Origin of the sequence: Micromonospora sp. WMMA1923, from assembly GCF_049179195.1 — a bacterium.
Taxonomy (GTDB): domain Bacteria; phylum Actinomycetota; class Actinomycetes; order Mycobacteriales; family Micromonosporaceae; genus Micromonospora; species Micromonospora yangpuensis.
Window position 1 is genome coordinate 6,280,061 of sequence record NZ_JBMHLZ010000001.1, and the last position, 22,056, is coordinate 6,302,116.

The 22,056-nt window shown below is 73.1% G+C and carries 24 protein-coding genes and 1 riboswitch; of the genes, 14 read left to right on the plus strand and 10 right to left on the minus strand.

From position 1 onward, the window contains the following. Positions 1-8: 8 nt before the first annotated feature. From ACN28G_RS28685 to ACN28G_RS28700, 4 genes are all read left to right on the plus strand, one after another. Complete coding sequence (locus ACN28G_RS28685; protein ID WP_421480761.1) at positions 9-2,195, plus strand: bifunctional glycosyltransferase/CDP-glycerol:glycerophosphate glycerophosphotransferase; 2,187 nt, start codon at positions 9-11, stop codon at positions 2,193-2,195. Positions 2,196-2,299: 104 nt separating this feature from the next. Beyond that, positions 2,300-3,607: an ABC transporter ATP-binding protein gene (locus ACN28G_RS28690; protein WP_421480762.1), complete on the plus strand. Its 1,308-nt coding sequence runs from the start codon at positions 2,300-2,302 to the stop codon at positions 3,605-3,607. A gap of 98 nt (positions 3,608-3,705) precedes the next feature. After that, positions 3,706-4,464 carry a beta-phosphoglucomutase family hydrolase gene (locus tag ACN28G_RS28695; protein ID WP_421480763.1) on the plus strand — a complete coding sequence of 253 codons (759 nt, stop codon included), beginning with the start codon at positions 3,706-3,708 and terminating at the stop codon, positions 4,462-4,464. Then, on the plus strand, positions 4,461-6,836 hold the full coding sequence (locus ACN28G_RS28700) for a glycoside hydrolase family 65 protein (RefSeq protein WP_421480764.1): 2,376 nt from the start codon (positions 4,461-4,463) through the stop codon (positions 6,834-6,836). The genes ACN28G_RS28695 and ACN28G_RS28700 overlap by 4 nt, the downstream gene beginning before the upstream one ends. A gap of 70 nt (positions 6,837-6,906) precedes the next feature. Here ACN28G_RS28700 and ACN28G_RS28705 read toward each other — a convergent pair whose 3' ends face one another. Further along, a complete protein-coding gene (locus ACN28G_RS28705) occupies positions 6,907-7,071 on the minus strand; it encodes a hypothetical protein (RefSeq protein ID WP_175440420.1) in 165 nt (54 codons plus the stop codon). A 267-nt stretch (positions 7,072-7,338) separates the two neighbouring features. Between ACN28G_RS28705 and ACN28G_RS28710 the strand changes: the two genes are divergently transcribed. The 3 genes from ACN28G_RS28710 (at position 7,339) to ACN28G_RS28720 (ending at position 9,793) form a co-directional block, all read left to right on the plus strand. After that, a complete protein-coding gene (locus ACN28G_RS28710) occupies positions 7,339-7,992 on the plus strand; it encodes a dienelactone hydrolase family protein (RefSeq protein ID WP_421480765.1) in 654 nt (217 codons plus the stop codon). Between the two features lie 348 nt (positions 7,993-8,340). Further along, complete coding sequence (locus tag ACN28G_RS28715; protein WP_421480766.1) at positions 8,341-9,549, plus strand: cytochrome P450; 1,209 nt, start codon at positions 8,341-8,343, stop codon at positions 9,547-9,549. 7 nt (positions 9,550-9,556) lie between these two features. Next, a complete protein-coding gene (locus tag ACN28G_RS28720; RefSeq protein ID WP_091433785.1) occupies positions 9,557-9,793 on the plus strand; it encodes a ferredoxin in 237 nt (78 codons plus the stop codon). A 98-nt stretch (positions 9,794-9,891) separates the two neighbouring features. Here the strand turns inward: ACN28G_RS28720 and ACN28G_RS28725 are convergent, their stop codons facing one another. The 6 genes from ACN28G_RS28725 to ACN28G_RS28750 all read right to left on the minus strand — a co-directional run bounded on the left by ACN28G_RS28725 (position 9,892) and on the right by ACN28G_RS28750 (position 13,285). Continuing rightward, positions 9,892-10,302: a pyridoxamine 5'-phosphate oxidase family protein gene (locus tag ACN28G_RS28725; protein WP_421480767.1), complete on the minus strand. Its 411-nt coding sequence runs from the start codon at positions 10,300-10,302 to the stop codon at positions 9,892-9,894. A 7-nt stretch (positions 10,303-10,309) separates the two neighbouring features. Beyond that, positions 10,310-10,627, minus strand: coding sequence for a DUF1232 domain-containing protein (locus ACN28G_RS28730; RefSeq protein ID WP_091433791.1), 318 nt, complete (start codon positions 10,625-10,627; stop codon positions 10,310-10,312). A gap of 119 nt (positions 10,628-10,746) precedes the next feature. Further along, entirely contained in the window at positions 10,747-11,631 is an 885-nt protein-coding gene (locus ACN28G_RS28735; RefSeq protein ID WP_421480768.1) for a hypothetical protein, read from the minus strand. A 119-nt stretch (positions 11,632-11,750) separates the two neighbouring features. Then, positions 11,751-12,236, minus strand: a complete 486-nt coding sequence (locus ACN28G_RS28740) for a hypothetical protein (protein WP_421480769.1) — start codon at positions 12,234-12,236, stop codon at positions 11,751-11,753. A 144-nt stretch (positions 12,237-12,380) separates the two neighbouring features. Next, entirely contained in the window at positions 12,381-12,842 is a 462-nt protein-coding gene (locus ACN28G_RS28745; protein ID WP_421480770.1) for a hypothetical protein, read from the minus strand. Positions 12,843-12,943: 101 nt separating this feature from the next. Beyond that, positions 12,944-13,285, minus strand: coding sequence for a helix-turn-helix transcriptional regulator (locus ACN28G_RS28750; protein WP_421480771.1), 342 nt, complete (start codon positions 13,283-13,285; stop codon positions 12,944-12,946). A gap of 296 nt (positions 13,286-13,581) precedes the next feature. Between ACN28G_RS28750 and ACN28G_RS28755 the strand changes: the two genes are divergently transcribed. Beyond that, positions 13,582-14,160 carry a carbonic anhydrase gene (locus ACN28G_RS28755; RefSeq protein ID WP_229688416.1) on the plus strand — a complete coding sequence of 193 codons (579 nt, stop codon included), beginning with the start codon at positions 13,582-13,584 and terminating at the stop codon, positions 14,158-14,160. 76 nt (positions 14,161-14,236) lie between these two features. Here ACN28G_RS28755 and ACN28G_RS28760 read toward each other — a convergent pair whose 3' ends face one another. The 3 genes from ACN28G_RS28760 to ACN28G_RS28770 all read right to left on the minus strand — a co-directional run bounded on the left by ACN28G_RS28760 (position 14,237) and on the right by ACN28G_RS28770 (position 17,417). Further along, a complete protein-coding gene (locus ACN28G_RS28760; protein WP_091433804.1) occupies positions 14,237-15,247 on the minus strand; it encodes a coiled-coil domain-containing protein in 1,011 nt (336 codons plus the stop codon). A gap of 4 nt (positions 15,248-15,251) precedes the next feature. Beyond that, positions 15,252-15,382: riboswitch (cyclic di-AMP (ydaO/yuaA leader) on the minus strand. Positions 15,383-15,548: 166 nt separating this feature from the next. After that, positions 15,549-16,922, minus strand: coding sequence for a YibE/F family protein (locus ACN28G_RS28765; RefSeq protein WP_091433805.1), 1,374 nt, complete (start codon positions 16,920-16,922; stop codon positions 15,549-15,551). Positions 16,923-17,117: 195 nt separating this feature from the next. After that, positions 17,118-17,417, minus strand: coding sequence for a metal-sensitive transcriptional regulator (locus ACN28G_RS28770; RefSeq protein ID WP_091433807.1), 300 nt, complete (start codon positions 17,415-17,417; stop codon positions 17,118-17,120). A gap of 118 nt (positions 17,418-17,535) precedes the next feature. Between ACN28G_RS28770 and ACN28G_RS28775 the strand changes: the two genes are divergently transcribed. From ACN28G_RS28775 to ACN28G_RS28800, 6 genes are all read left to right on the plus strand, one after another. Beyond that, the gene (locus ACN28G_RS28775; RefSeq protein ID WP_091433809.1) at positions 17,536-17,745 is read left to right on the plus strand and encodes a heavy-metal-associated domain-containing protein; all 210 of its coding nucleotides are present in this window, start codon (positions 17,536-17,538) and stop codon (positions 17,743-17,745) included. Continuing rightward, complete coding sequence (locus ACN28G_RS28780; RefSeq protein WP_175440421.1) at positions 17,742-17,915, plus strand: hypothetical protein; 174 nt, start codon at positions 17,742-17,744, stop codon at positions 17,913-17,915. The genes ACN28G_RS28775 and ACN28G_RS28780 overlap by 4 nt, the downstream gene beginning before the upstream one ends. 12 nt (positions 17,916-17,927) lie before the next feature. Further along, positions 17,928-20,321, plus strand: coding sequence for a heavy metal translocating P-type ATPase (locus ACN28G_RS28785; RefSeq protein WP_091433812.1), 2,394 nt, complete (start codon positions 17,928-17,930; stop codon positions 20,319-20,321). Between the two features lie 99 nt (positions 20,322-20,420). Beyond that, positions 20,421-20,594 carry a CsbD family protein gene (locus ACN28G_RS28790; protein WP_091433814.1) on the plus strand — a complete coding sequence of 58 codons (174 nt, stop codon included), beginning with the start codon at positions 20,421-20,423 and terminating at the stop codon, positions 20,592-20,594. A 38-nt stretch (positions 20,595-20,632) separates the two neighbouring features. Then, positions 20,633-20,845 (plus strand): alpha/beta hydrolase, encoded by a 213-nt coding sequence (locus tag ACN28G_RS28795; protein WP_268239701.1) that lies wholly within the window; start codon positions 20,633-20,635, stop codon positions 20,843-20,845. A gap of 240 nt (positions 20,846-21,085) precedes the next feature. Further along, entirely contained in the window at positions 21,086-21,949 is an 864-nt protein-coding gene (locus ACN28G_RS28800) for a DUF3152 domain-containing protein (RefSeq protein ID WP_308472683.1), read from the plus strand. Positions 21,950-22,056 lie beyond the last annotated feature (107 nt).

Sequence of the window (22,056 nt, forward strand, 5' to 3'; positions counted from 1 at the left end):
CCGGCCCGATGACGCTGATCAGCTTCGTCGTGCCGGCCTTCCGCGTGCAGGGCTACCTGCGCGAGTGCCTGGACTCGATCCTCGGCCAGCCGTTCGCCGACTTCGAGGTGATCGGCGTCGACGACTGCTCGCCGGACGACAGCGGGGAGATCCTGGCCGGGTACGCCGACCGGGACGCCCGGGTCCGGGTGCTCCGGCTGGCCGAGAACGTCGGGCTCGGTCCGGCCCGCAACGCCGGGCTGGACCGGGCCGTCGGCGAGTACGTCTGGTTCCTCGACTCCGACGACTGGCTGGCCCCGGACTGCCTGCCCGAGGTGGCGGCCCGGCTGCGCGAAAGCGGGCCGGACGTGCTGATCGTCGACCACGTGCGGCGGCACTGGAACGAGACGGCCAGCCCCAGCGCGCTGGCGGAGGTCTTCCCCGCCGGCGTCGAGACGGACACCTTCGCGCTGGTCGAGCGGCCGGAGACGCTGCGGCTGCTGCACACCGCCTGGAACCGGCTGCTGCGGCGGGAGTTCCTGCTCACCTCGGGGCTGCGCTTCGCGTCCGGCTGGTACGAGGACGTCTCGTTCACCTACCCGACGCTGCTGGCCGCCGAGCGGATCTCGGTGCTGGACCTGGTCTGCGTCAACTACCGGCAGCGGCGGGCCGGGGCGATCACCCGGACCCGGGGGGAGCGGCACTTCGAGGTCTTCGACCAGTGGGACCGGGTGTTCCGCTGGCTGGACGGGCAGGGGCCGGAGCCGCAACGGCTGCGACCGGTGGTCTTCGAACGGATGCTCTGGCACTACCTGACCGTGCTCGGCAACGGTGAGCGGATCGCCCCGGCCCTTCGTCCGGCCTTCTTCGACCGGATCACCGCCGAGGTGGCCCGCCGCCGGCCGGCCGACGCCCTCCCGTCGCCCGGCGGGACGGCCGGGCTCAAGCAGCGGCTGGTGGCCGGCGGGCACTGGCACACCTTCACCGCGCTGCGCCTGGCCCACCAGGCCACCGACACCGCCCGCGCCCGGCTGACGGCGACCCGCCACCGGATCCACCCGGTGGCGCGGGCCACCCGCGACACGCTCTGGCAGCAGTACTACCGGGCCGAGCTGCGCCGGCCGGTGGACGAGACGCTGGCCGTCTACGCCGCCTACTGGTACCGGGGGTACGCGTGCAACCCGGCCGCCGTCTACGAGGCGGCCCGCCGGCTGGTGCCGCAGGTCCGGGGGGTGTGGATCGTCCGCGCCGACCGGGTGGGCAGCCTGCCCGACGGGGTCGAGTACGTGGTGGCGGGCACGCCCGCGTACCACCGGGTGCTGGCGCGGGCCCGGTGGCTGGTCAACAACGTCAACTTCCCCGACTTCGTCCGCAAACGGCCGGGCACGGTGCACGTGCAGACCCACCACGGCACCCCGGTCAAGGTGATGGGGCTGGACCAGCAGCGGTACCCGGTAGGCGCGGTCGGGATGGACTTCGCCGGGCTGCTGCGGCGGGTGGACCGGTGGGACTTCAGCATCACCGCCAACAGCTTCTCCACCCAGATGTGGGAGCGGGCGTACCCGGCGGACTACACCACCCTGGAGTACGGCTACCCCCGCAACGACCGGCTGGTCACCGCCACCGCAGCCGAGGTACGCCGACTGCGGGCCCGGTTCGGCGTCACCGGTGCCGAGCCGGTGGTGCTCTACGCCCCGACCCACCGGGAACACCTGCCCGGATACCGGCCGCCGTTCCGGCCGGTGCAGCTGCTCGACACCCTCGGCCCCGGCGGGCGGTTACTGGTGCGCAGCCACTACTTCCACGACCGGGATCCCGCCCGCCGGTCGGCCTCGGCGGAACGGATCCTCGACGTGAGCGGCCACGACCGGGTGGAGGATCTCTATCTCGCCGCCGACGTGCTGGTCACCGACTACTCGTCGGCGATGTTCGACTACGCGGTGCTGGACCGGCCGATCGTCGTCTACGCCCCCGACCACGAGGCGTACCGGCTGGCCCGGGGGGTCTACCTGGACGTGACCGCCGAGCCGCCGGGTGCGGTGGCGACCGACTTCGCCGGGCTGGTGGAGCTGTTCCGCAGCGGTGCGGTGGACGCGCCCGCGGCCCGGCAGGCCCGGCAGCGCTTCCGGGCCCGGTACTGCGCCCTCGACGACGGCCACGCCGCCGAACGGGTGGTCCGACGGGTCTTTCTCGGTCAGCATCCGGAAAACAGGTAATAAACCTGTCACGAGTCGAACATGGCACGTTTACCCGATGTGCGAAGCCGATGATCCTGGTCACAGTCATTCGGACCCGACCGCGCTGCCTGGGGGAGGAGACGGTGACCACCGTCGCGCTGAAGGACGTCAGCAAGGTGTTCCGCAACGGGACGCTCGCGGTCGACAACGTCACCCTCGACGTGCACGACGGCGAGTTCATGGTGCTGCTCGGCCCCTCGGGGTGCGGCAAGTCGACGGTGCTGCGGATGATCGCCGGGCTGGAGGACCCGACCCGGGGCGCGGTGCTGCTCGACGGGGACCTCGCCAACGACCTGCCACCGCAGGACCGCCGGATCGCCATGGTCTTCCAGGACTTCGCGCTCTACCCGCACATGACGGTGCGGGAGAACATCTCCTTCCCGCTGCGGCTGGCCGGGATCGAGCCGGCCCCGCGCGGCGAACGGGTCGCCGACGTGGCCAGCGCGCTGGGCATCGGTGACGTGCTGGGCCGCAAGCCGAGCCAGCTCTCCGGCGGGCAGCGGCAGCGGGTGGCGATGGGCCGGGCGATCGTCCGCCGGCCCGGGTTGTTCCTGATGGACGAGCCGTTGTCCAACCTGGACAGTGGGCTGCGCGCGGAACTCCGGGCCGAGATCTCCGCCCTCACCCGGGAGTTGGGCGTCACCACCATCTACGTCACCCACGACCAGGCCGAGGCGCTGACCATGGCCGACCGGGTGGCGATCATGCGGCGCGGTGTCCTGCAGGACGTCGGCACCCCGACCCAGGTGTACGGCCGACCGGCCACCCTCTACGTCGCGGCCTTCCTCGGCAGTCCCCGGATGAACCTGCTGGAGGCCTCGGTCTACGTCCACCTCGACCGGTACGTCCAGCTCAAGTTGGGTGAGCAGTCGCTCTACCTGCCCTGGACCGACATCCGCAGTCGGGCCGTGGCGCACTACCACGGTGAGCGGATCGTGGTGGGGATGCGCGCCGAGGCGTTGACCCCGGTGGTGCCCGACGACCCGGGCGACGTGCTGCGCGGGCGGATCCGGTACCTGGAGCACCACGGGCACGAGTCGCTGGCCTTCCTCGACATCGGGGCCACCGCGGTCGTGGTGGACGAGATGGGCGCCCCGGTCGAGGTGACCGAGCCCGGCCAGCGTGGGCTGCGTCGGCTCGGGCGGGTCGTGCAGCGGCTGGCCGGTCGGCCGGTGGAGCCGGCACCGCCGCCGGCACCGGCCACCGACCGGCGCGGCGGCAGCGTGCTCAGCGACCCCGGCCGGCACCACCGGCGGCCGGCGGAACTGGCCGTGCGTCTGGCCCCGTACCCGACGGTCACCGCCGGCCATCCGCTGACCGTCTCGGTACGCATGGACGCCCTGCACTTCTTCGACGAGCGGGGCGGCCGGATCGACATCGGTTGGCGTTGACCTGCATCGATGTGATTGTGGGTGGCTGCCACGACACCCCGGGTGATCGGGCTTCGATAGGCGTTTGCCGGGCCCGGCGGGTGGATAGTGTCGTAGCCGTGCTGGGCCTACCTGCTCATGTGACCGCCTGCCTCTTCGACCTGGACGGTGTGCTGACACAGACCGCCCTGGTGCACAACGCCGCCTGGAAGCAGACCTTCGACGCGTTCCTGCGCGCCCACTCGGCAGCCACCGGTGAGCCGTACCGGCCCTTCGATCCCGGGCCGGACTACCACCGCTACGTCGACGGGCGACCGCGTGCCGACGGGGTGCGTTCCTTCCTCGCCTCCCGGGGCATCGTGCTGCCCGACGGTGGCCCGGACGACCCGCCGGAGGCGGAGACCGTGTACGGCCTGGGCAACCGCAAGAACATCGTCCTCAAGGAGCGGATCCGCACCGACGGGGTGCAGGCGTACCCCGGCTCGGTGCGGTACCTGAAGGAGACCGTCGCCGCCGGGCTGCGCCGGGCGGTCGTCTCGGCCAGCGCCAACTGCCAGGAGGTGGTCGCCGCCGCCGGCCTGGCACCGCTGCTCGAAGCGCGGGTGGACGGGGTGGTCGCCCGCGCCGAGGGGCTGCGCGGCAAGCCGCACCCGGACACCTTCCTGGCCGGCGCGAAGCTGCTCGGGGTCGCCCCGGCCCACGCCGCCGTCTTCGAGGACGCCTTCGCCGGGGTCGCCGCCGGTCGGGCCGGCGGATTCGGTTACGTGATCGGCGTCGACCGGGGCGGTCAGGCCGACGAACTACGGGCCCACGGCGCCGACATCGTCGTCGACGACCTCGCCGACCTACTCGACGCCGATCGGGGTGACCAGCGATGATCCGTGAACGGGCCTATCCCGTCGAGCCGTGGCACGTCCGGGAGACCCGGCTGGACATGGACGTCCTCGCCCAGTCCGAGTCGGTCTTCGCGCTCTCCAACGGCCACGTCGGACTGCGCGGCAACCTGGACGAGGGCGAGCCGCACGGCCTGCCCGGGACGTACCTCAACTCCTTCTACGAGCTGCGGCCCCTGCCGTACGCCGAGGCGGGCTTCGGCTTCCCGGAGTCCGGCCAGACCATCGTCAACGTGACCAACGGCAAGCTGATCCGGCTGCTGGTCGACGACGAGCCCCTCGACGTGCGCTACGGCGAACTCCTCGACCACGAGCGCATCCTCGACCTGCGCGCCGGCACCCTGCACCGCCGGCTGCACTGGCGTTCGCCGGCCGGCCGGGAGGTCAGGGTACGCAGCACCCGGTTGGTCTCCTTCACCCAACGCTCGGTCGCCGCGATCAGCTACGAGGTCGAGGCGGTGGACGGCCCGCTGCGGCTGATCCTCCAGTCGGAGCTGGTGGCCAACGAGTCGCTGCCGCCGCAGAGCCGGGACCCACGGGTCGCCGCGGTGCTGGAGTCACCGCTGCTGGCCGAGGGGGAGCTGACCACCGGCGACGGCGGGCTGCTCATCCACCGGACCAAGGTCTCCGGCCTGCGGGTCGCCGCCGCGATGGACCACGAGGTGTCCGGTCCGACGCGCACCACCGTCGAGTCCGAGGGGTACGAGGACTGGGTGCGTACCACCGTGGGGTGCGTGCTGGCCCCCGGCGAGACGCTGCGGGTGGTCAAGTACCTCACCTACGGCTGGTCCAGCCGGCGCTCCCTGCCGGCGCTGCGCGACCAGGTGGGCGCGGCCCTCGCGGCGGCGAAACTGGACGGCTGGGACGGGCTGCGCCGGGCCCAGCGGGAGTACCTCGACGAGTTCTGGGACGCCGCCGACGTGGTGGTCGAGGGGGACCCGGAGGTGCAGCAGGCGGTCCGGTTCGGCATGTTCCACGTGCTGCAGGCCGGCGCCCGCGCCGAACGCCGACCCATCTCCGCGAAGGGACTCACCGGTCCGGGGTACGACGGCCACGCGTTCTGGGACACCGAGATGTTCGTGTTGCCGGTGCTCACCTACACCCAACCGAGCGCGGTCCGGGACGCGTTGTTCTGGCGGCACTCCACTCTCGACCAGGCCCAGGACCGGGCCCGTACGCTGAACCTGCACGGCGCGGCGTTCCCCTGGCGCACCATCGAGGGGGCCGAGTCGTCGGCGTACTGGCCGGCCGGGACGGCGGCCTTCCACATCGCCGCCGACGTGGCCGACGCGCTGCGCCGGTACGTCCTGGTCACCGGCGACGAGCAGCTGGAACGGGAGATCGGCCTGGAGCTGCTGGTGGAGACCGCCCGGCTCTGGCGTTCGCTTGGCCACCACGACCGGCAGGGCAACTTCCACATCGACGGGGTGACCGGCCCGGACGAGTACACGGCGGTCAAGAACGACAACATCTACACCAACCTGATGGCCCAGCGGAACCTGGCCACCGCCGCCGACGCGGCCATGCGGCTGCACGACGAGGCGCTCGCCCTCGGGGTCACCGAGGAGGAGGCGGCCGGCTGGCGGGACGCGGCAGAGTCGATGTCGCTGCCGTACGACCCGGAGATGGCCGTCCACGAGCAGGTGGAGGGCTTCACCCGGCTCCAGGAGTGGGACTTCGAGCACACCCCGGGGGGGAAGTACCCGCTGCTGCTGCACTACCCGTACTTCGACCTGTACCGCAAACAGGTGGTCAAGCAGGCCGACCTGGTGCTGGCGATGCACTGGCGGGGTGACGCCTTCACCGGCGAGCAGAAGGCCCGCAACTTCGCGTACTACGAGCGCCGGACGGTACGCGACTCGTCGCTGTCCGCCTGCACCCAGGCGGTGCTCGCGGCCGAGGTGGGCCAGCCCGAACTGGCGCACAGCTACCTGCGCGAGGCAGCGCTGATGGACCTGCACGACCTCAACGAGAACACCCGCGACGGGGTGCACATGGCGTCGTTGGCCGGGGCCTGGATCGCGCTGGTGTCCGGCTTCGGTGGGCTGCGGGACCACGACGGCTCGCTGTCCTTCGCTCCCCGGCTGCCCAGTCGGCTCACCCGGCTGGAGTTCTCCCTGCAGTGGCGGTCCATGCGGCTGCGGGTGGACGTCCGACCGCACCAGACGACGTACGCGCTGCGCAACGGTGGGCCGGACACCGTGCTGGAGCTACGGCACCACGACGAGACCGTCACGGTCACCTGCGCCCAGCCGACCACGCTGCCCAACCCGCCGGCCGAGCCGAGCGGCCCCAACCCGGAGCAGCCCGCCGGCCGGGCACCCCTGATGCACCCGCCGCCCGTACCGGACAAGTGACCTGAGAGGTCCCGGCCCGCTCGGGCCCGTTCGGGACGTCCCGGCCCGCTCGGGTCCCGGGCGGGCCGGGTCAGCGGTCGCCGGTGGAGGGGGTGCCGGTGGCGTCACGGGGTGCCCGCGCCCGCGGGTCGTCGGCGGTGCGGGCCCGCGCGGCCTCGTCCGCCCAGTCCCGCTCCTTGTCCGGTTCGCTCCGGTCCGGCCCGCTCTGCCGGGACTTTTCGGATCGCTCGCCCATGGTGGTCCTCCGCCCGCCTCGCGTCGACTTCCGACGCCCGCCGGCTACCCGTCGGCGTAGCCGACAAACGGCCTGCCCGACCGCGGTGGCCGAGCCGTGGTGACCGTCTACGCGGGCCGGCCGGCGATGCGGGCCGGCGGTGTCGGGCCGGCCGGTGGTGTCGGACCCGCCGGCCGTCCCGCTTACCCGCCCCGGCGGTGTCGGACCCGCCGGGGCGGGTAAGCGGGACGGCCGGTGCCGGTGCCGGCGAGGGCGGGGAGGTCGCAGATGGAGACACTCAGCAGCGCGGTGACGATCCCGGTGGCCGGAGCTGCCCTCGCGGCCGATCTGGTGGTGCCCGCCGAGGCCAACGGCGTGGTGCTGTTCGCCCACGGCAGCGGCAGCTCCCGGCACAGCCCGCGCAACACCTCGGTGGCCCGGGTGCTGCACCGGCGGTCGCTCGGCACCGTCCTGGTCGACCTGCTCACCCCGCAGGAGGACCGGGTGGACGCCCGGACCGCCGAACTCCGCTTCGACATCGGTCTGCTGGCCGACCGGCTGACCGCGATCGTGGACTGGCTGCGCACCGCCTCGGGGGTCGCCGCCCTGCCGCTGGGGCTCTTCGGGGCCAGCACCGGGGCCGCCGCCGCCCTGGTCGCCGCCGCGGCCCGTACCGCCCAGGTGGGCGCGGTGGTCTCCCGGGGCGGGCGGCCGGACCTGGCCGGCCGCGCCCTGTCCCAGGTACGCGCACCGACGCTGCTGCTGGTCGGTGGGGCGGACGAGCAGGTGCTCACCCTCAACGAGGAGGCCCTGGGCCAGCTGCCCGACGGGGTGGGTGAGCTGCGGGTGGTACCCGGCGCGACCCACCTGTTCGAAGAGCCCGGCGCCCTCGACGAGGTGGCCGACCAGACCGCCGGGTGGTTCGCCAACCGACTGCACTGAGCGCCGCGGCACCGCGACCTTTCCCAGCAGGTACATCCCGGCCGCGATCACCACCAGGCAGGCGCTCCACAGCACCGCCGTGCGGACCAGCCACGGCAACGCCGCCCAGCTCTGACGGGGCCCGGTGGTTGCCGCCCCGGGTGTCCGCCCGGATTCGTCAGGTGTCACGTCGGTCCTCCTCGGTCGCCGGGCAGTCCGTTACCCGTGGTACGTCACTCCGACACCCGGGGGTGGTGGCGATCGACAACTCTCGCTACCATCCGCAATCATGGCATAACTCACCGTCCAGTCATGATCCGCGGACCGGCGTCGCCCTGACGTGGCGCCGGAGACGACAGGGAGTCCTCGTTGACCGCTGCGACCCACGCGACGATCCCGCCCCGCTATCCCTTCAGCGCCCCGGACCGCCTCACCCTGGATCCGCGCTACTCCCAGCTGCGCCGGGACGAGCCACTGATCCGGGTACGTCTGCCCTTCGGCGAGCCGGTGTGGTTGGCCACCCGGCACGCCGACGTCAAGACGGTGCTCGGCGACGCCCGGTTCAGCCGGGCCGCCGCCGAAGGGCGCGACGAACCGCGCAACACCGAGCGACAGGTGCAGACCGGCATCCTCGGCCTGGACCCGCCGGAGCACACCCGGCTGCGGCGACTGGCGGCGAAGGCGTTCACCGCCCGTCGGGTGGAGCAGCTGCGCCCCCGTACCCGGGCGGTGGCGCACGAGTTGGTGGACGGCCTGATCGCCGCCGGTGCCCCGGCGGACCTGGTCGAGCACGTCGCCACGCCGCTGCCGATCCGGGTCATCTGCGACCTGCTCGGGGTGCCGGTGACCGACCAGGACAGGTTCCACACCTGGGCGGAGGCGATCGTCTCGACCACCTCGCTCAGCGACGAGCAGGCCCAGCGGTACCTGGACAACCTCTTCGAGTACATCGGAGGTCTGATCGCCCAGCGCCGCCGCGACCCGGCCGACGACCTGCTCACCGCGATGGTGGAGGCCCGCGACGCCGACGCCGACCGGCTCACCGAGGAGGAGGTGGTGCGGCTCGCCGCCGGCCTGCTCGCCGCCGGCCACGAGACCACCGTCACCCAGATCCCCAACTTCGTGTACGTGCTGCTCACCGAGGCCGGTGCCTGGGCGCGGCTGTGCCGCGAACCGGAGCTGCTGCCGGGCGCGGTGGAGGAGCTGATGCGGTTCGTGCCGCTGGGCGCGACCGCCGGCTTCCCCCGGTACGCGCTGGAGGACGTCACCGTCGGCGGGGTGCTGGTACGCGCCGGCGAACCGGTGATCGTCTCCATCGCCTCGGCCAACCGCGACGAGCGGGTCTTCGCCGATCCGGACACCCTGGACCTGTCCCGGGAGACCAACCCGCACGTCGGGTTCGGTCACGGGGTGCACCACTGCATCGGCGCCCAACTGGCCCGGATGGAGCTTCAGGTGGTGCTCGAAACACTTGCCCAACGGCTGCCGGGACTCCGGTTGGGGGTGCCCGAGGCGGAGCTGAGCTGGAAGAGCGGGCTGCTGGTCCGGGGCCTGACCGCGCTACCGGTCAGCTGGTAGGGCGGGCATGGCGACGACGGAGCACGGCTGGCGGATCGAGGTCGACGCCCTTCGCTGCATCGGCGCCGGGATCTGCGCCGGTGTCGCACCGGGCCACTTCGCGCTCACCGACGGGCTGTCCCAGCCGCTTACCGACCGGATCGAGCCGGACGACGCGGTCCGGGACGCCGCCGACTCCTGCCCGATGGAGGCGATCACCGTCTCCGACGCGGCAACCGGCAGCCAGATCGCACCGGACCTCTGACCGTCGGCACCCGGCTGGGCCGGGCTCGGGCGCGGCCGGGCTCGGGCGCGGCTGGGGTGGGCGCGGCTGGGCTCGGGGGCCGCTGAGGTCGGGCGCGGTCAGAGACTGCCCAGCAGCCGGGTCACGGTGATCTCGATGACCACCCGGTCGGGGTTCGGTCGTGGCGGACGGTACCGCTCGGTGTAGCGGCGCTCCGCCTCCCGTACCGCGGCCGGGTCGGTCCGGACCACCGCGCGGCCCTCGATGGTCAGCCACCGTCGGCCGTCGACGTGGCAGACCGCCACCGCCGTGCCGGGCGCGGCGGCGACGAGCCGGGCCTTGCGCGAGGTGCGTGAGGTGATCACCCGGGCCAGCCCGGCTCCGGCGTCGAAGGTCACCCCGACCGGTACGACGTGCGGCGTGCCGTCCGGCCGCACGGTGGTCAGCGTGGCGAGATTGCGTTCCCCGCAGAACCGGGCGACCCGGTCGTCCCGCGGGTCCAACCGGTGGTCGACCGGGGCTCGTGACATGCCCCGATCATGACACGGGCCGGTGCTCCGGCGCGGTGACCGCCGGCCTGCCGGCGACCCGCCGGCGGTGCGCCAACCGGGTCAGGTAGATCAGGGCCGCCGCGAGCACCCCCATGTCGTCCAGGTAGATCGGGTCCGGCAACAGGTCGACCGGCAGGACGGTGTAGGCAAGCGCCCCGTAGAAGGCGACCCGGCCACCGGCGCCCAGGCTGCCGAGCATGCGTCGGGTCCGGATCACCCGGACGGCCAGCACCACGGCACCGGTGAGGGTCGCGAGGGCCACGACGGCGCCGGCGACGACGAGCAGCCAGGTCTCCTGGGACATGGCTAGACGCTAACCCACCGTCGGGGCGTACGCCGCTTCCCTCGGCGGCCGGGGCGCGTGGCGCGTCCGCCAGGCCCGCCGAGGCGGCCAGGAGCTTGCCCCGGGACATCCGGGCCGGATCAGAAGGCGGGCACCGCGGCGCGTCCCCGGGCCACCGGTGCGGCCGGCAGCACCGGCGCGGTGACCTCCACCGGGTCGACACCGGGCAGGAGCGAGTGCTCCGACTCCGGGGCCGGCTCGGTCGCGGCGAAGGCCTCCTGCCGCAGGCTGCCGGCGGCGGCGACCGCCAGCTCGGCGGCCTGCCAGGCGGCCCGCTCCCGCTCCTGCGCCGTCCGGTGCCGCTCCTGCAGGTTCGCCAGCACCGCCCGCCGCAGGAACAGCTCCTGCTCGACCGGGTGCCGCCGTGGGTCCCAACCGTTGCGGTGCGCGAAGACGTCACTGAGCTGCTCCACCGACAGCTCCCGACGCCAGTACGCGTCCAGGGCGGTCCGGTGCAGGAAACGCTCGCGGTCGGCGTACTCGGCCGGGGTCCGGACGGTACACGGCAGCGGCAGCGCGGCGGCTACCGAGAGCCGCTGGACGTCCGCCTCGACGTCCTGGTACGCCTGCCAGGCGGCCTCCACCTCGTCCTGGGCGGCGAGCCACTCGGCCCGGTGGCGCTGGGCGGTGGTGACCGCCCGTTCGGCGGCCACCGCCACCTCGGCCGCGTACCGTTCCCGGTCGCGGTCCTCCTCGGCCCGTTCCAGGGTGCTCGGCAGGGCGGCCTCGCGGATCCGGCGGGCGACGTCGACGCCGACGCCACCCGGGCGGAGCACCAGCACGGCGACGGTGGTCGCCACCACGGCGATCAGGGCCAACCAGATGGCGGCGGCCTGTGGCACGTCGATCAGTACGGCGGAGAGGACGGTCTGCATCACCAACACCTCGTGATGGTCGAAGGAGGAACTGCCGATCGGGGTGCCCGGGTGCGCGGGGGTCGAACCGCTCGCGGCCGGGCTGGGCACGAGGGGTACGGCACCGACGGATCGTCGCGGGTGGGCCGACGGTGGGCGCAGCGGCGGCTGCGGGGGCCAACCGGGACGGGTGCCGGTGCGGCCGGCCGCCGGTCGGCGGCGTCGGCCGGTCAGGCCAGCGGGGGACCGCGCCGGGCGGGCAGACCCCGGACCGGCTCCGCCGCGGGCACCCGCACGGGCACCGGCACCACGGCCGGGGCGGTGCCGTCGACCCGGGGGGACGACGGCTGCTGCGGGAGGGCCACCTCGGTGACCCGATCCAGGCCCGGGGAGTCCGACCACGACTGCGCCCCGCCGTCGACCGCGAGGTGGTCGACGGGTCCGGTGCGGCTGTGGACCGGGCCGCGGTGGCCGGTCCCGAAGGGACCGTCGAGCACGAGGCGGCTGTCGGTCACGAGGCGGCCGTCGAGCACGAGGCGGCTGTCGGGCGCGGTGGCGCTGCCGGACCCGGCGGGTGCGGCGGACGCGGGCGGACCGGAGAGCGCGAGGGCCGCGCCACCGAGGCCGAGGGTGAGCACCAGGAGGGTCACCGCCAGGCGGGTCAGCTCCCGCAGCGTCACCGGCCACAGGGGGCGGGTGGACGTCACGGGCGGCATCCCACCAACCTAGCGCCCCGGCCCGGCCGGGACCAACCACGTGACCGGACCCATTCACTCCCTTGTGGACGCCGGCACCGGATGGCCCTTTGTCAACCGAGGTGGACGTACCTGGTGGGTCGGCCCGCACCCCGGGGTACGCCGTCAGTTACGACCGTGGGGTTGCCGTGGCCCGGAGGCGCCCAGTTGCTGATCGGTGGCAGCCGGCCGGGTGGCGGTGGTCGGCGGTGTCTGTCCAGGGTCCGGCGCGGCGGCCGACCGAAGGGCGGCGATCTCCGCGGTCGGTGCGGACGGCGACTTCCGAGCGATGAGCTTGTCGATGTGTGCGTCCGTGCCGAACGAGCCGACGTCGATCGCACCCACCCGCAGGTAGTTGTTGATCAGATCCTGGGTCTGCGGGGGGCAGGCCGGCGGGTAGGAGCCATGGTTCAGGACGTTCTTGATCGCGGTGTCCGGGTGGAGCGTCGTCCCGTCCGCGCTGGTGGCCGAGGCGGGCAGGGGCTTCTTCCAGTTCGCGGGTTCATCCAGGTGCTTCATGATGAACTCGCCGAGGTTCTCCCAGTACGTCGCCGGAGACGCCGGGTTGCTGTCCGCTTTTCGTGGCATGGCAGGCACGACGTGTCACCCGGGTTCCGGGTTCAGCCGCGGTGCCGACTTGTTCGGTGACCGGCGGTGAGGCTGGTCACCCGGTGGCGGTCCGGATCCGGTCAGGAGGGCGGGGCGGCGGGGGTGGATCGGGGTGCGGCATCGGCGGTGAAGAGGGCGAGCAGGTCACCCACCTGGCGGTCCGCCTCGGCCGGGTGCCGGAAGTGGCCGTCCGGATTGACGGTGTACTCGTTGCGCCGGCCCACCCGGGTGCGCCGCAGGTAGCCGCCGGCCTCCAGGTCGGCGACGATCGCCTGGGCGGCGCGCTCGGTGACCCCTACCTCGTCGGCGACGTCCCGGAGCCGGGCGGTGGGGTTACGCGCGATGGCGAGCAGGACGTGCGCGTGGTTGGTGAGGAAGGTCCAGTGCCGGGTGCTCCCGCTTCCGCGTGGTGTCGTCGCCATGTCCGTCAAGATACGACCAGCCTTCACGATCGTCGTTCGCGAGCCGGTCGACGTGAACCGTCGTCCCGACACCTGAAATGCATATCACGTATAGCTTGACGTGTCTTGCGCTGCGTGTGAACGTGGTGGCGGACCGCGTCCGTGGCGGACGGGGTCGACCGGTCACCTTCCGAAGGGTGAGGACGTTGATCTCCACTCCGTCGACCGGGTCGCAGTCGGACCCGGAGCTTCCTCCCGCCCAGCCGCCGTCGGCACAGCCCGATCCGCCGCAGACCCCGGAACAGGCGCTCGCCGAGCTGTACGCGGGCAACCGCAGGTTCGTCACCGGTACGCCGCGGCACCCCAACCAGGACGTCGGACACCGCACCGCGGTCGCCGGTGAACAGCACCCCTTCGCGGTCATCGTCGGGTGCTCCGACTCCCGGCTCGCCGCCGAGATCATTTTCGACCGTGGGCTGGGTGACCTCTTCGTCGTGCGGACCGCCGGCCACACCACCGGGCCCGAGGTGCTGGGCAGCGTCGAGTACGCGGTGACGGTCCTCGGCACGCCGCTGGTGGTGGTGCTGGGGCACGACTCGTGCGGTGCCGTGCAGGCGGCCGCGACGGCGGTCAGCACCGGGGCCCGGCCGCCGGGACATCTCGGCGCGGTGGTCGACGCGGTGGTGCCCAGCCTGCGCCGGGCCGCCGCCCAGGGAGTCGACGACCCGGCCCGGATCATCGACATCCACATCGCCCAGACCGTCGAGGAGCTGTTGGGCAACTCGGCCGTGCTGGCCGCCGAGGTGGCCGCCGGCCGCTGCACCGTGGTCGGCATGTCCTACCAGCTGGCCGCCGGAGAGGTGCGGACGGTGGCCGCCGCCCCGGCCGCCGGCTGACCCCGCCCACACCGGTCAGGACAGGCGAACGGGCCGCCCCCGCGTGGGGGACGGCCCGTTCGGTGTCTCGGGGTGGTCAGAGCAGCGAGACGTGTACGTGGTCGGTGTGGTTCGACGGTCCGCTGTAGGAGCTCCAGCCGGTGGCCGGGAACCAGATCTGCCGGTTCCAGATGACGTAGTAGATGCCCAGCCGGTCGGCGTTGCGTACCAGGAACGCGGTCAGGTTGTTGCCGTACATCCGGGTGTCGTTGTTGTGCCAGGGCGCGAAGCCGCTGTTCTGCAGCGACCAGTCACAGGCCCGGCCCTTGGGGTGCTCCCACGGGCCACCGGGGCGGTAGCAGCCGACGAACCGGTCGAAGCCGGCCCGCTTGACCTCCTTGTACATGTGCAGCGTGCGCGCCGTGATGCAACCGGAGGTGGTGGGGTCGTTCTCGGTACAGCTCATCGGGCGCCAGTTGCCGTTGGCGTCGCGGCCCGGGGCGATCTTGGCCACCGGTGACGTGGCCACCACCAGGCCCCCGGTCAGGCCGGTGCCGCCGACGAGGGCGAGCGACTTCTCCGCCTCCCGCTTCTGCTTGGCCATCACCGAGGCCTGCTTCTGCTGCTCGCGTACCTCGGCGTCCAGGGCCTGCTTGGCCTGATCGGCCTTGTCCTTGACCGTCTGCACCTCGGCCAGCTTTCGGGCGTTGACCATGTTCAGCTCGTCGAGCGCCTGGGCCCGCTGGACGAACGAGTCCGGCGCGTTGCTCTCCAGCAGCATGGCCATCCCGCCGATCCGGCCGCTGCGGTACGACTGGGCGGCGATCCGACCGACCTGCGGGGCCAGCTCGTCCAGCTCGTTCTGGGCGCGGCGCACCTCCATGTCGAGCTGCAGCTGCCGCTTCTTGGACTTCTCCAGCTTGGACTTGGCCTGGGTGTAGCTGCGGTTGGTCGTCTCGATGACGTCGTTGAGCAGCTTCGAGTCGCCGTCCTCGTGCCCCGAGGGCTGGGCGGGCTGAGCCATGGCCGGCAGCGGGCCGGAGAAGATGGCCAGTGCGGTGAGCACGGCCGCCGCCGGCGTCAACCAGCGGCGTAGGAGTGCCGTCACAGTCGTCCCTTCCGTCGGCCGCCGACCGGGTTAGCTGACGGGTTCGGGACGGAAGTGGCCCCTACCGCTGGTGCGGATTCACCCCATGTACCTGGTTCCCCGGCTCGCCGTTCGGCGATTGGGCGGCGGTACCGCTGGCGCGGGTGCGCGCCTTCGGCGGTGACCGGCAGCGAGGTTACCCGAGAGTCGGCGCTGGGATCTACGTCCGGATGCCGACTCAACGCGTAATTTCTCCGCGATGTCGCGTGACCAGTGATGTGCTTCTCATCAATGGAGTCGTCGGCGGTCACGCTGAGGAGTGTCACCATGCGGTGTCGGTGCTCCTTTCTTGGTCGGGCCACCTCGCGGGGGCGTCGGGGGACTGACTGGCGGCCCGGGGTGCGCTCAGTGCCTGGAGCGCGTCGTCCCGCGGTGCGGGCGGGCGGGCCGAGCCGGTGCCGCCACCAGGCGGGGTGGGGGCTCCGGCGGTGGTGGCGGCCCGGTCGGTGGCGGTGCCCCGACCGGCGGCGGTCACCAGCGCGGCGAGCGCGGTGGTGAGCGGTACGGCGGCGATCAGCCCGAGCGTGGCGACCGCGCTACGGACGATCTCCTGGGCCAGGAACTCGCTGGTCAGCACCTGACTGACCGGTCGGGAGTCGGCGACCAGCAGAAGCAGCAGAGGCAACGACGCGCCCGCGTACGCCAACACGATGGTGTTGACGACGGACGCGATGTGCGCCCGGCCGACCCGGGTGGCCGACCGGTAGAGCTGGAGCCGGGACAGTCCCGGGTTCGCGTGGGCCAGTTCGGTGACCGTGGCGGCCTGGGTGACCGTGACGTCGTCCAGCACCCCGAGGGAACCGATGATGATCCCGGCGAGCAGCAGCCCGTGCAGGTCGACGTTGCCCTGGAACATCGACAGGGTGGTGGCCTCCTCGGTGCCGTACCCGGTCAGGTGGGTGGCGGCGGTGGCCGCGCTGCCGAGCAGACCGGTGACCACCAGGCTGCCCAGCGTGCCGAGCACGGCCACCGAGGTCTGGGCGCTGATGCCGTGGGTGAGGTACAGCACCACGAACATGATCAGTGCGGCGCCGACCACCGCGACCAGCAGCGGTGACCGGCCGGCGCTGATGCCGGGCAGCACGAAGGTGAGCAGGATGGCGAAGCTCGCCACCAGGCCACCGAGCGCGGCCAGGCCGCGCCACCGGCCGAAGGCCACGATCGCGGCAGCGAAGAGGACGGCCAACCAGATCAGCGGCTTGCCCCGCTGGTGCTCGGCGATGTTGTAGCTGCTCGACTCGGGGTCGGCCGGATCGGTCAACTCCACCAGGACGATCTCGTCACCGACGGCGATGGTCGGCGCCCCCGGACCGTCCGGGATCGGCGTCTCGACCTGCTGCCCCTCGTCGGGTCCCTGCTCGACCCGGACGGTGGCGGTGCCGCACGGGCCCTCGGGGGCGGACGCGGGGCCCTCCGGGGTCGGCGCGGCAGGTGGGCACGCCTCGGTCACCACCCGGGTCACCGTGCCGTGGTACCGGGGCACGTCCCCGCCCCCGTCGACCTGCGGTGCCCGGTCCGGCCAGAGGATCAGCGCGGCGACCAGGGTGACGAGGAAGAGCGGCACCACGGTCGCGACGAGGACCCGCCGTACCCCCGGCGGGGTGGGCGGGGCGGGACGGCTGTGGTCGGCACCCATCTGCGACTCTCTCCAAACGATCCACGACGGATTACGTGTCGCCGCGCCGGTCGGTTCACTCGGCCGGCACACCGGTCCGGTTCGCGGCGTTGCGTGCCGGAGTGGTCACGGACTGCGAACCGGGGGCGGCGGTGGGACCCGGATGCCCGTCGCGGGAATGGTAGCCACTCGGCCGACGGGTGCGGAGGTTGTGGGTCAGCCGCGCTTCATCAGCCGGCCGACGGCGGCCATCATCTCGGTGGCCATCTCGTCGGCGTGCCCCTCGGCGGCGCCCTCCTGCATGCAGTGCCGGGCGTGCCCGTCCAGCAGGCCGAGAGCGACCTTGTCCAGGGCGGCCTGGATCGCCGAGATCTGGGTCAGCACGTCGATGCAGTAACGGTCCTCGTCCACCATCTTCTCGATGCCCCGGACCTGACCCTCGACCCGGCGCAGCCGAGCGAGAAGCTGGTCCTTGCTGGCGGTGTAGCCCCGGGTGGGGGGCGTCGAAGTGGTCATGTTCGCCAGGGTACGCCCTACCCCCGGCGGGTATTCCAGGACAAATTACCCCTACCCGGTAGTGGTTGAGATACCCCCCATGGGTATATGGTGGGCTCCGGTCGAGAGGAGTACGGACATGGTCACCGACATCTACCAGGTGCAGGGCATGACCTGCGGGCACTGCGTGCAGGCGGTGAGCGCCGAGGTCGGCGCGCTGGCCGGGGTCGACGAGGTCCAGGTGGACCTGGCAAGTGGTCAGGTCACCGTCACCAGTGCGGAGCCGCTGGACCCGGCCGCCGTCCGGGCCGCCGTCGACGAGGCCGGTTACGACCTCGTGGACCGGTGAACACGGCGGCCAGGCTGGCCGGGTTCCTGCTCGGCCTCGTGGTGGTCTTCGGTGCGGCGTACGGGGTCGGCCAGGCGGTCGGCCCCCGCACCCCCGGCACCCCACCCCCGGCCAGCCCCAGCCTCAGCCCTTCGGGTTCACCCGGCGTGCCGGGTCACGGGCACAACTGACGGGAGCGGAGTGTGACCACCACCGGCAAGCCCCTGGAGTCGGCACCCCACCGGATCGAACTGGCCATCGGCGGGATGACCTGCGCCTCCTGTGCCGCCCGGATCGAGAAGAAGCTGAACCGGATGGACGGGGTCACCGCCACGGTCAACTACGCCACCGAGAAGGCCACTGTCGACTACGGCGCGGCGACCACCCCGGACGACCTGATCGCCACGGTGCGCAGGACCGGCTACACCGCCGCCCTGCCGCCCCCGCCGGCCCCCGCCGCCGAGCCGACCGGCACCGGCCCGACCGCCGCAGGATCGACCGCCGCCGCCGCTGGGCCGGCCGATCCGGTGCGTACCCGGTTCTGGGTGTCGGTGCTGCTCAGCGTCCCGGTGGTGGTGCTGGCGATGGTGCCGGCCTGGCAGTTCACCTACTGGCAGTGGCTGTCGTTGGTGCTGGCCGCACCGGTGGTGGTCTACGGCGGAGCGCCGTTCCACCGGGCCGCCTGGGTCAACCTGCGCCACGGCGCGGCGACCATGGACACCCTGGTCTCGCTGGGCACCCTGGCCGCGTTCGGCTGGTCGGTCTGGGCGCTCTTCCTCGGCACCGCCGGCGAGCCGGGCATGACCCACCCGTTCAGCCTGGCCATCTCCCGCACCGACGGCGCCGGCAACATCTACCTGGAGGCGGCGGCCGGGGTGACCACGTTCATCCTGGCCGGCCGCTACTTCGAGGCGCGGGCCAAGCGGACCGCCGGGGCGGCGCTGCGCGCCCTGCTGGAGCTGGGTGCCAAGGACGTCGCCGTGCTGCGTGCCGGGGTGGAGACCCGGGTGCCGGTGGGCCAGCTGGTGGTGGGTGACCGGTTCGTCGTCCGCCCCGGCGAGAAGATCGCCACCGACGGCGTGGTCGACGAGGGCACCTCCGCCGTCGACGCGAGCATGCTCACCGGTGAGTCCGTACCGGTGGAGGTCGGCCCCGGTTCGGCCGTGGTCGGTGCGACGGTCAACGCGGGCGGCCGGCTGGTGGTCACCGTCACCCGGGTCGGCGCGGACACCCAGCTCGCTCAGATGGCCCGGCTGGTGGAGCAGGCCCAGACCGGCAAGGCGGCCGTGCAGCGGCTCGCCGACCGGATCTCCGGCGTCTTCGTACCGATCGTGATCGCACTCGCCGTCGGCACCCTCGGCTGGTGGCTCGGCGTCGGCGCCGGACCGGCGGCGGCCTTCACCGCCGCGGTGGCGGTGTTGATCATCGCCTGTCCCTGCGCGCTCGGCCTGGCCACGCCGACCGCTCTGCTGGTCGGTACCGGCCGGGGCGCGCAACTCGGCATCCTGATCAAGGGGCCGGAGGTGCTGGAGTCGACCCGACAGGTCGACACCGTGGTGCTGGACAAGACCGGCACCGTCACCACCGGCCGGATGACGCTGGTGGATGTCGTACCCGCCGCCGACCAGGACCGCGCCGAATTGCTGCGGCTGGCCGGCGCCGTGGAGGCCGCCAGCGAGCACCCGATCGCCCGCGCCATCGCCACCGCCGCCGAGCGGTCCACCGCCCCGGAGCCCGCCGCAGCGGCCGAGCAGCCCACCGCCGAGGGTTCCGCCCCGGCCGCCGAGCAGCCCACCGCTGCGGTTCCCACCGCGGCGGCCGTCGGGAAGCCGGGGCCGGCCGGGTTGCCGCCGGTCAGCGGGTTCGCCAACGTCGAGGGGCTCGGTGTCACCGGGACGGTGGAGCGGCGGCAGGTGCTGGTCGGTCGGCTCCGGTTGGTGCGCGAGCGCGAGGTCGACGTACCGGTGGAGGTGCGGCGGGCGGTGACCGAGGCGGAGGCCGGCGGCCGGACGGCGGTGGTGGCGGCCTGGGACGGCCGGGCCCGGGGCGTCCTCGTGGTGGCCGACGTGGTCAAGCCCACCAGTCGGGCCGCGATCGACCGGCTGCGGGCGATGGGCCTGCGGCCGGTCCTGCTCACCGGGGACAACGCCACCGTCGCCCGGGCCACCGCGGCCGAGGTGGGCATCGACGAGGTGATCGCCGAGGTGCTGCCGGCCGGCAAGGTCGAGGTGGTCGAGCGGCTGCAGGGCGAGGGCCGGGTGGTGGCCATGGTCGGTGACGGGATCAACGACGCCGCCGCGCTCGCCCGGGCCGACCTGGGCCTGGCCATGGGTACGGGCACCGACGTGGCCATCGAGGCGAGCGACCTGACCCTGGTCCGGGGTGACCTGACCGCCGTACCCGAGGCGATCCGGCTTGCCCGGCACACCCTGCGGATCATCCGGCAGAACCTGTTCTGGGCCTTCGCCTACAACGTGGCCGCCCTGCCACTGGCCGCCGCCGGCCTGCTGAATCCCATGATCGCCGGCGCCGCGATGGCCTTCTCCTCGGTCTTCGTGGTGGCCAACAGCCTGCGCCTGCGTGCCTTCACGCCCTGACCTGCCGACAAAAGTGTGCCGGCCGGGGGTTGGCGGCCGGCACCGAGGGTAAATCAGAGCCAACAGCGATGGCTTTGATGACGGTAGGAGTTGATAACGATGGGTTTCGACGACAAGGTTGACAACACTGGTCAGAACGTGGCTGGCAAGGTCAAGGAGGGCGCCGGTCGCGCCACCGACAACGAGCGCCTGGAGGCCGAGGGTCGCAGCGACCAGACCGGCGCCAAGCTCAAGCAGGCCGGCGAGAAGATCAAGGACGCCTTCAAGAGCTGAGCCAGCCCCAGGAGTACGCGCACCACTGTGCCGGGTCGATCACATCGACCCGGCACAGTGCTAACGTCGCCCGGCAGCTCGGTCGGCACGGAGTCCTGGCCACGTACGACGGGTGGGGACACGGCGTCTACACCCGTGGCTGGCAGGACCCCGACACCCAGGGCTGCATGACGACCGTGATCGACACCTACCTGATCACCACCACCCCACCCACCCACGACACCCACTGCCCCGCCATCGAGCCGCGTTGAGATCGTGGACGGTTTCCGCCCGTGGGACCGTCCACGATCTGTTCGGTGCCGGGGTCGTTAAACCTTTTGCTGGTGGGGTCCGTCCTTATGGGTATGGGTGTGGGGGCGGCAGGGCGGCGTGGTGGCGGGCGACAGCGGGCGGCCACAGGGCGGCGCGGTAGCGGGCTGGAGCGGGCGGCGGGGTTGCCCCGGTCGCACCGGCGGCGGCGTCGCAGGGCCGGTGGGCTGCCGGTGGCGGTGGTGGCGGCGCTCGTCCTGGTCACCGGTGGGGTCTGGACGGCGGACAACGGCGGGTTCGACGCGTTGCTTGTCGACGGGGTCGCCACCGGCCGCCCGGTGGCCGGGGCCGCCGCTGATCCGGCCGGCGCGGTCGGCAACCCGGTCCGTACGGCGGCGACCGCCCCTCCGGAACCCACCCGGGCCAGCCAACCGGGGCCCACCTCGGGCGCGACGGCTGCGACCAGCCAACCGGTACCTGGCACCCCACCCGGGAGCGACCAGGCCGGCATCAGTTTCCCGCAGCGGGGCACCGAGCGGTGGAGCTTCGCCACCGTCCGGGGCGAGGTTGCCGGCAACGCCGGTGAGCTGCTGCGTTACCGGGTCGCGGTCGAGGATGGCATCACCAACCTCGATGTGGAACTGTTCGGCCGGGAGGTCGCCACGATCCTCGCCGACGAGCGGGGTTGGACCGCCGACGGGCGGTGGCGGCTGCAGCGGGTCGGCGCGGGCAGCGCTGCCGACTTCACCATCCACCTGGCCACCCCGGTCACCCGCAGCCGGCTCTGCGGCGACCTCACCGACCGCTACACCTCCTGCCGCAACGGCGACCGGGTGGTACTCAACGTGGCCCGCTGGGTCAACGGGGTGCCGCACTTCGGCGACGACCTGGAGACCTACCGGCGATATCTGGTCAACCACGAGGTGGGGCACCGGCTCGGGCGCGGCCACGAGTTGTGCCCGCGCGCCGGCGGGCCGGCCCCGGTGATGCAGCAGCAGACGTTGGGGCTGCACGGCTGCCTCCCCAACGCCTGGCCCCAGGTCGCCGGCCGGCAGCTCACCGGCCCCTCCGGCCAGTACGACGACCCGATCCCGAGCGGAAGCTGACCCCCGGCCTGGCCTCGGCGGCCCGGCCTGGCCTCGGCGGCCCGGCCTGGCCTCGGCGGCCCGGCCTGGCCTCGGCGGCCCGGCCTGGCCTCGGCGGCCCGGCCTGG

Excerpts from the sequence above, each read along its gene's own strand:
- ACN28G_RS28685 (WP_421480761.1), top strand. The coding sequence starts at position 9 with ATGACGCTGATCAGCTTCGTCGTGCCGGCCTTCCGCGTGCAGGGCTAC.
- ACN28G_RS28700 (WP_421480764.1), top strand. The coding sequence starts at position 4,461 with ATGATCCGTGAACGGGCCTATCCCGTCGAGCCGTGGCACGTCCGGGAG.
- ACN28G_RS28705 (WP_175440420.1), bottom strand. The coding sequence starts at position 7,071 with ATGGGCGAGCGATCCGAAAAGTCCCGGCAGAGCGGGCCGGACCGGAGC.
- ACN28G_RS28710 (WP_421480765.1), top strand. The coding sequence starts at position 7,339 with ATGGAGACACTCAGCAGCGCGGTGACGATCCCGGTGGCCGGAGCTGCC.
- ACN28G_RS28720 (WP_091433785.1), top strand. The coding sequence starts at position 9,557 with ATGGCGACGACGGAGCACGGCTGGCGGATCGAGGTCGACGCCCTTCGC.
- ACN28G_RS28725 (WP_421480767.1), bottom strand. The coding sequence starts at position 10,302 with ATGTCACGAGCCCCGGTCGACCACCGGTTGGACCCGCGGGACGACCGG.
- ACN28G_RS28730 (WP_091433791.1), bottom strand. The coding sequence starts at position 10,627 with ATGTCCCAGGAGACCTGGCTGCTCGTCGTCGCCGGCGCCGTCGTGGCC.
- ACN28G_RS28740 (WP_421480769.1), bottom strand. The coding sequence starts at position 12,236 with ATGCCGCCCGTGACGTCCACCCGCCCCCTGTGGCCGGTGACGCTGCGG.
- ACN28G_RS28745 (WP_421480770.1), bottom strand. The coding sequence starts at position 12,842 with ATGCCACGAAAAGCGGACAGCAACCCGGCGTCTCCGGCGACGTACTGG.
- ACN28G_RS28750 (WP_421480771.1), bottom strand. The coding sequence starts at position 13,285 with ATGGCGACGACACCACGCGGAAGCGGGAGCACCCGGCACTGGACCTTC.
- ACN28G_RS28765 (WP_091433805.1), bottom strand. The coding sequence starts at position 16,922 with ATGGGTGCCGACCACAGCCGTCCCGCCCCGCCCACCCCGCCGGGGGTA.
- ACN28G_RS28770 (WP_091433807.1), bottom strand. The coding sequence starts at position 17,417 with ATGACCACTTCGACGCCCCCCACCCGGGGCTACACCGCCAGCAAGGAC.
- ACN28G_RS28775 (WP_091433809.1), top strand. The coding sequence starts at position 17,536 with ATGGTCACCGACATCTACCAGGTGCAGGGCATGACCTGCGGGCACTGC.
- ACN28G_RS28790 (WP_091433814.1), top strand. The coding sequence starts at position 20,421 with ATGGGTTTCGACGACAAGGTTGACAACACTGGTCAGAACGTGGCTGGC.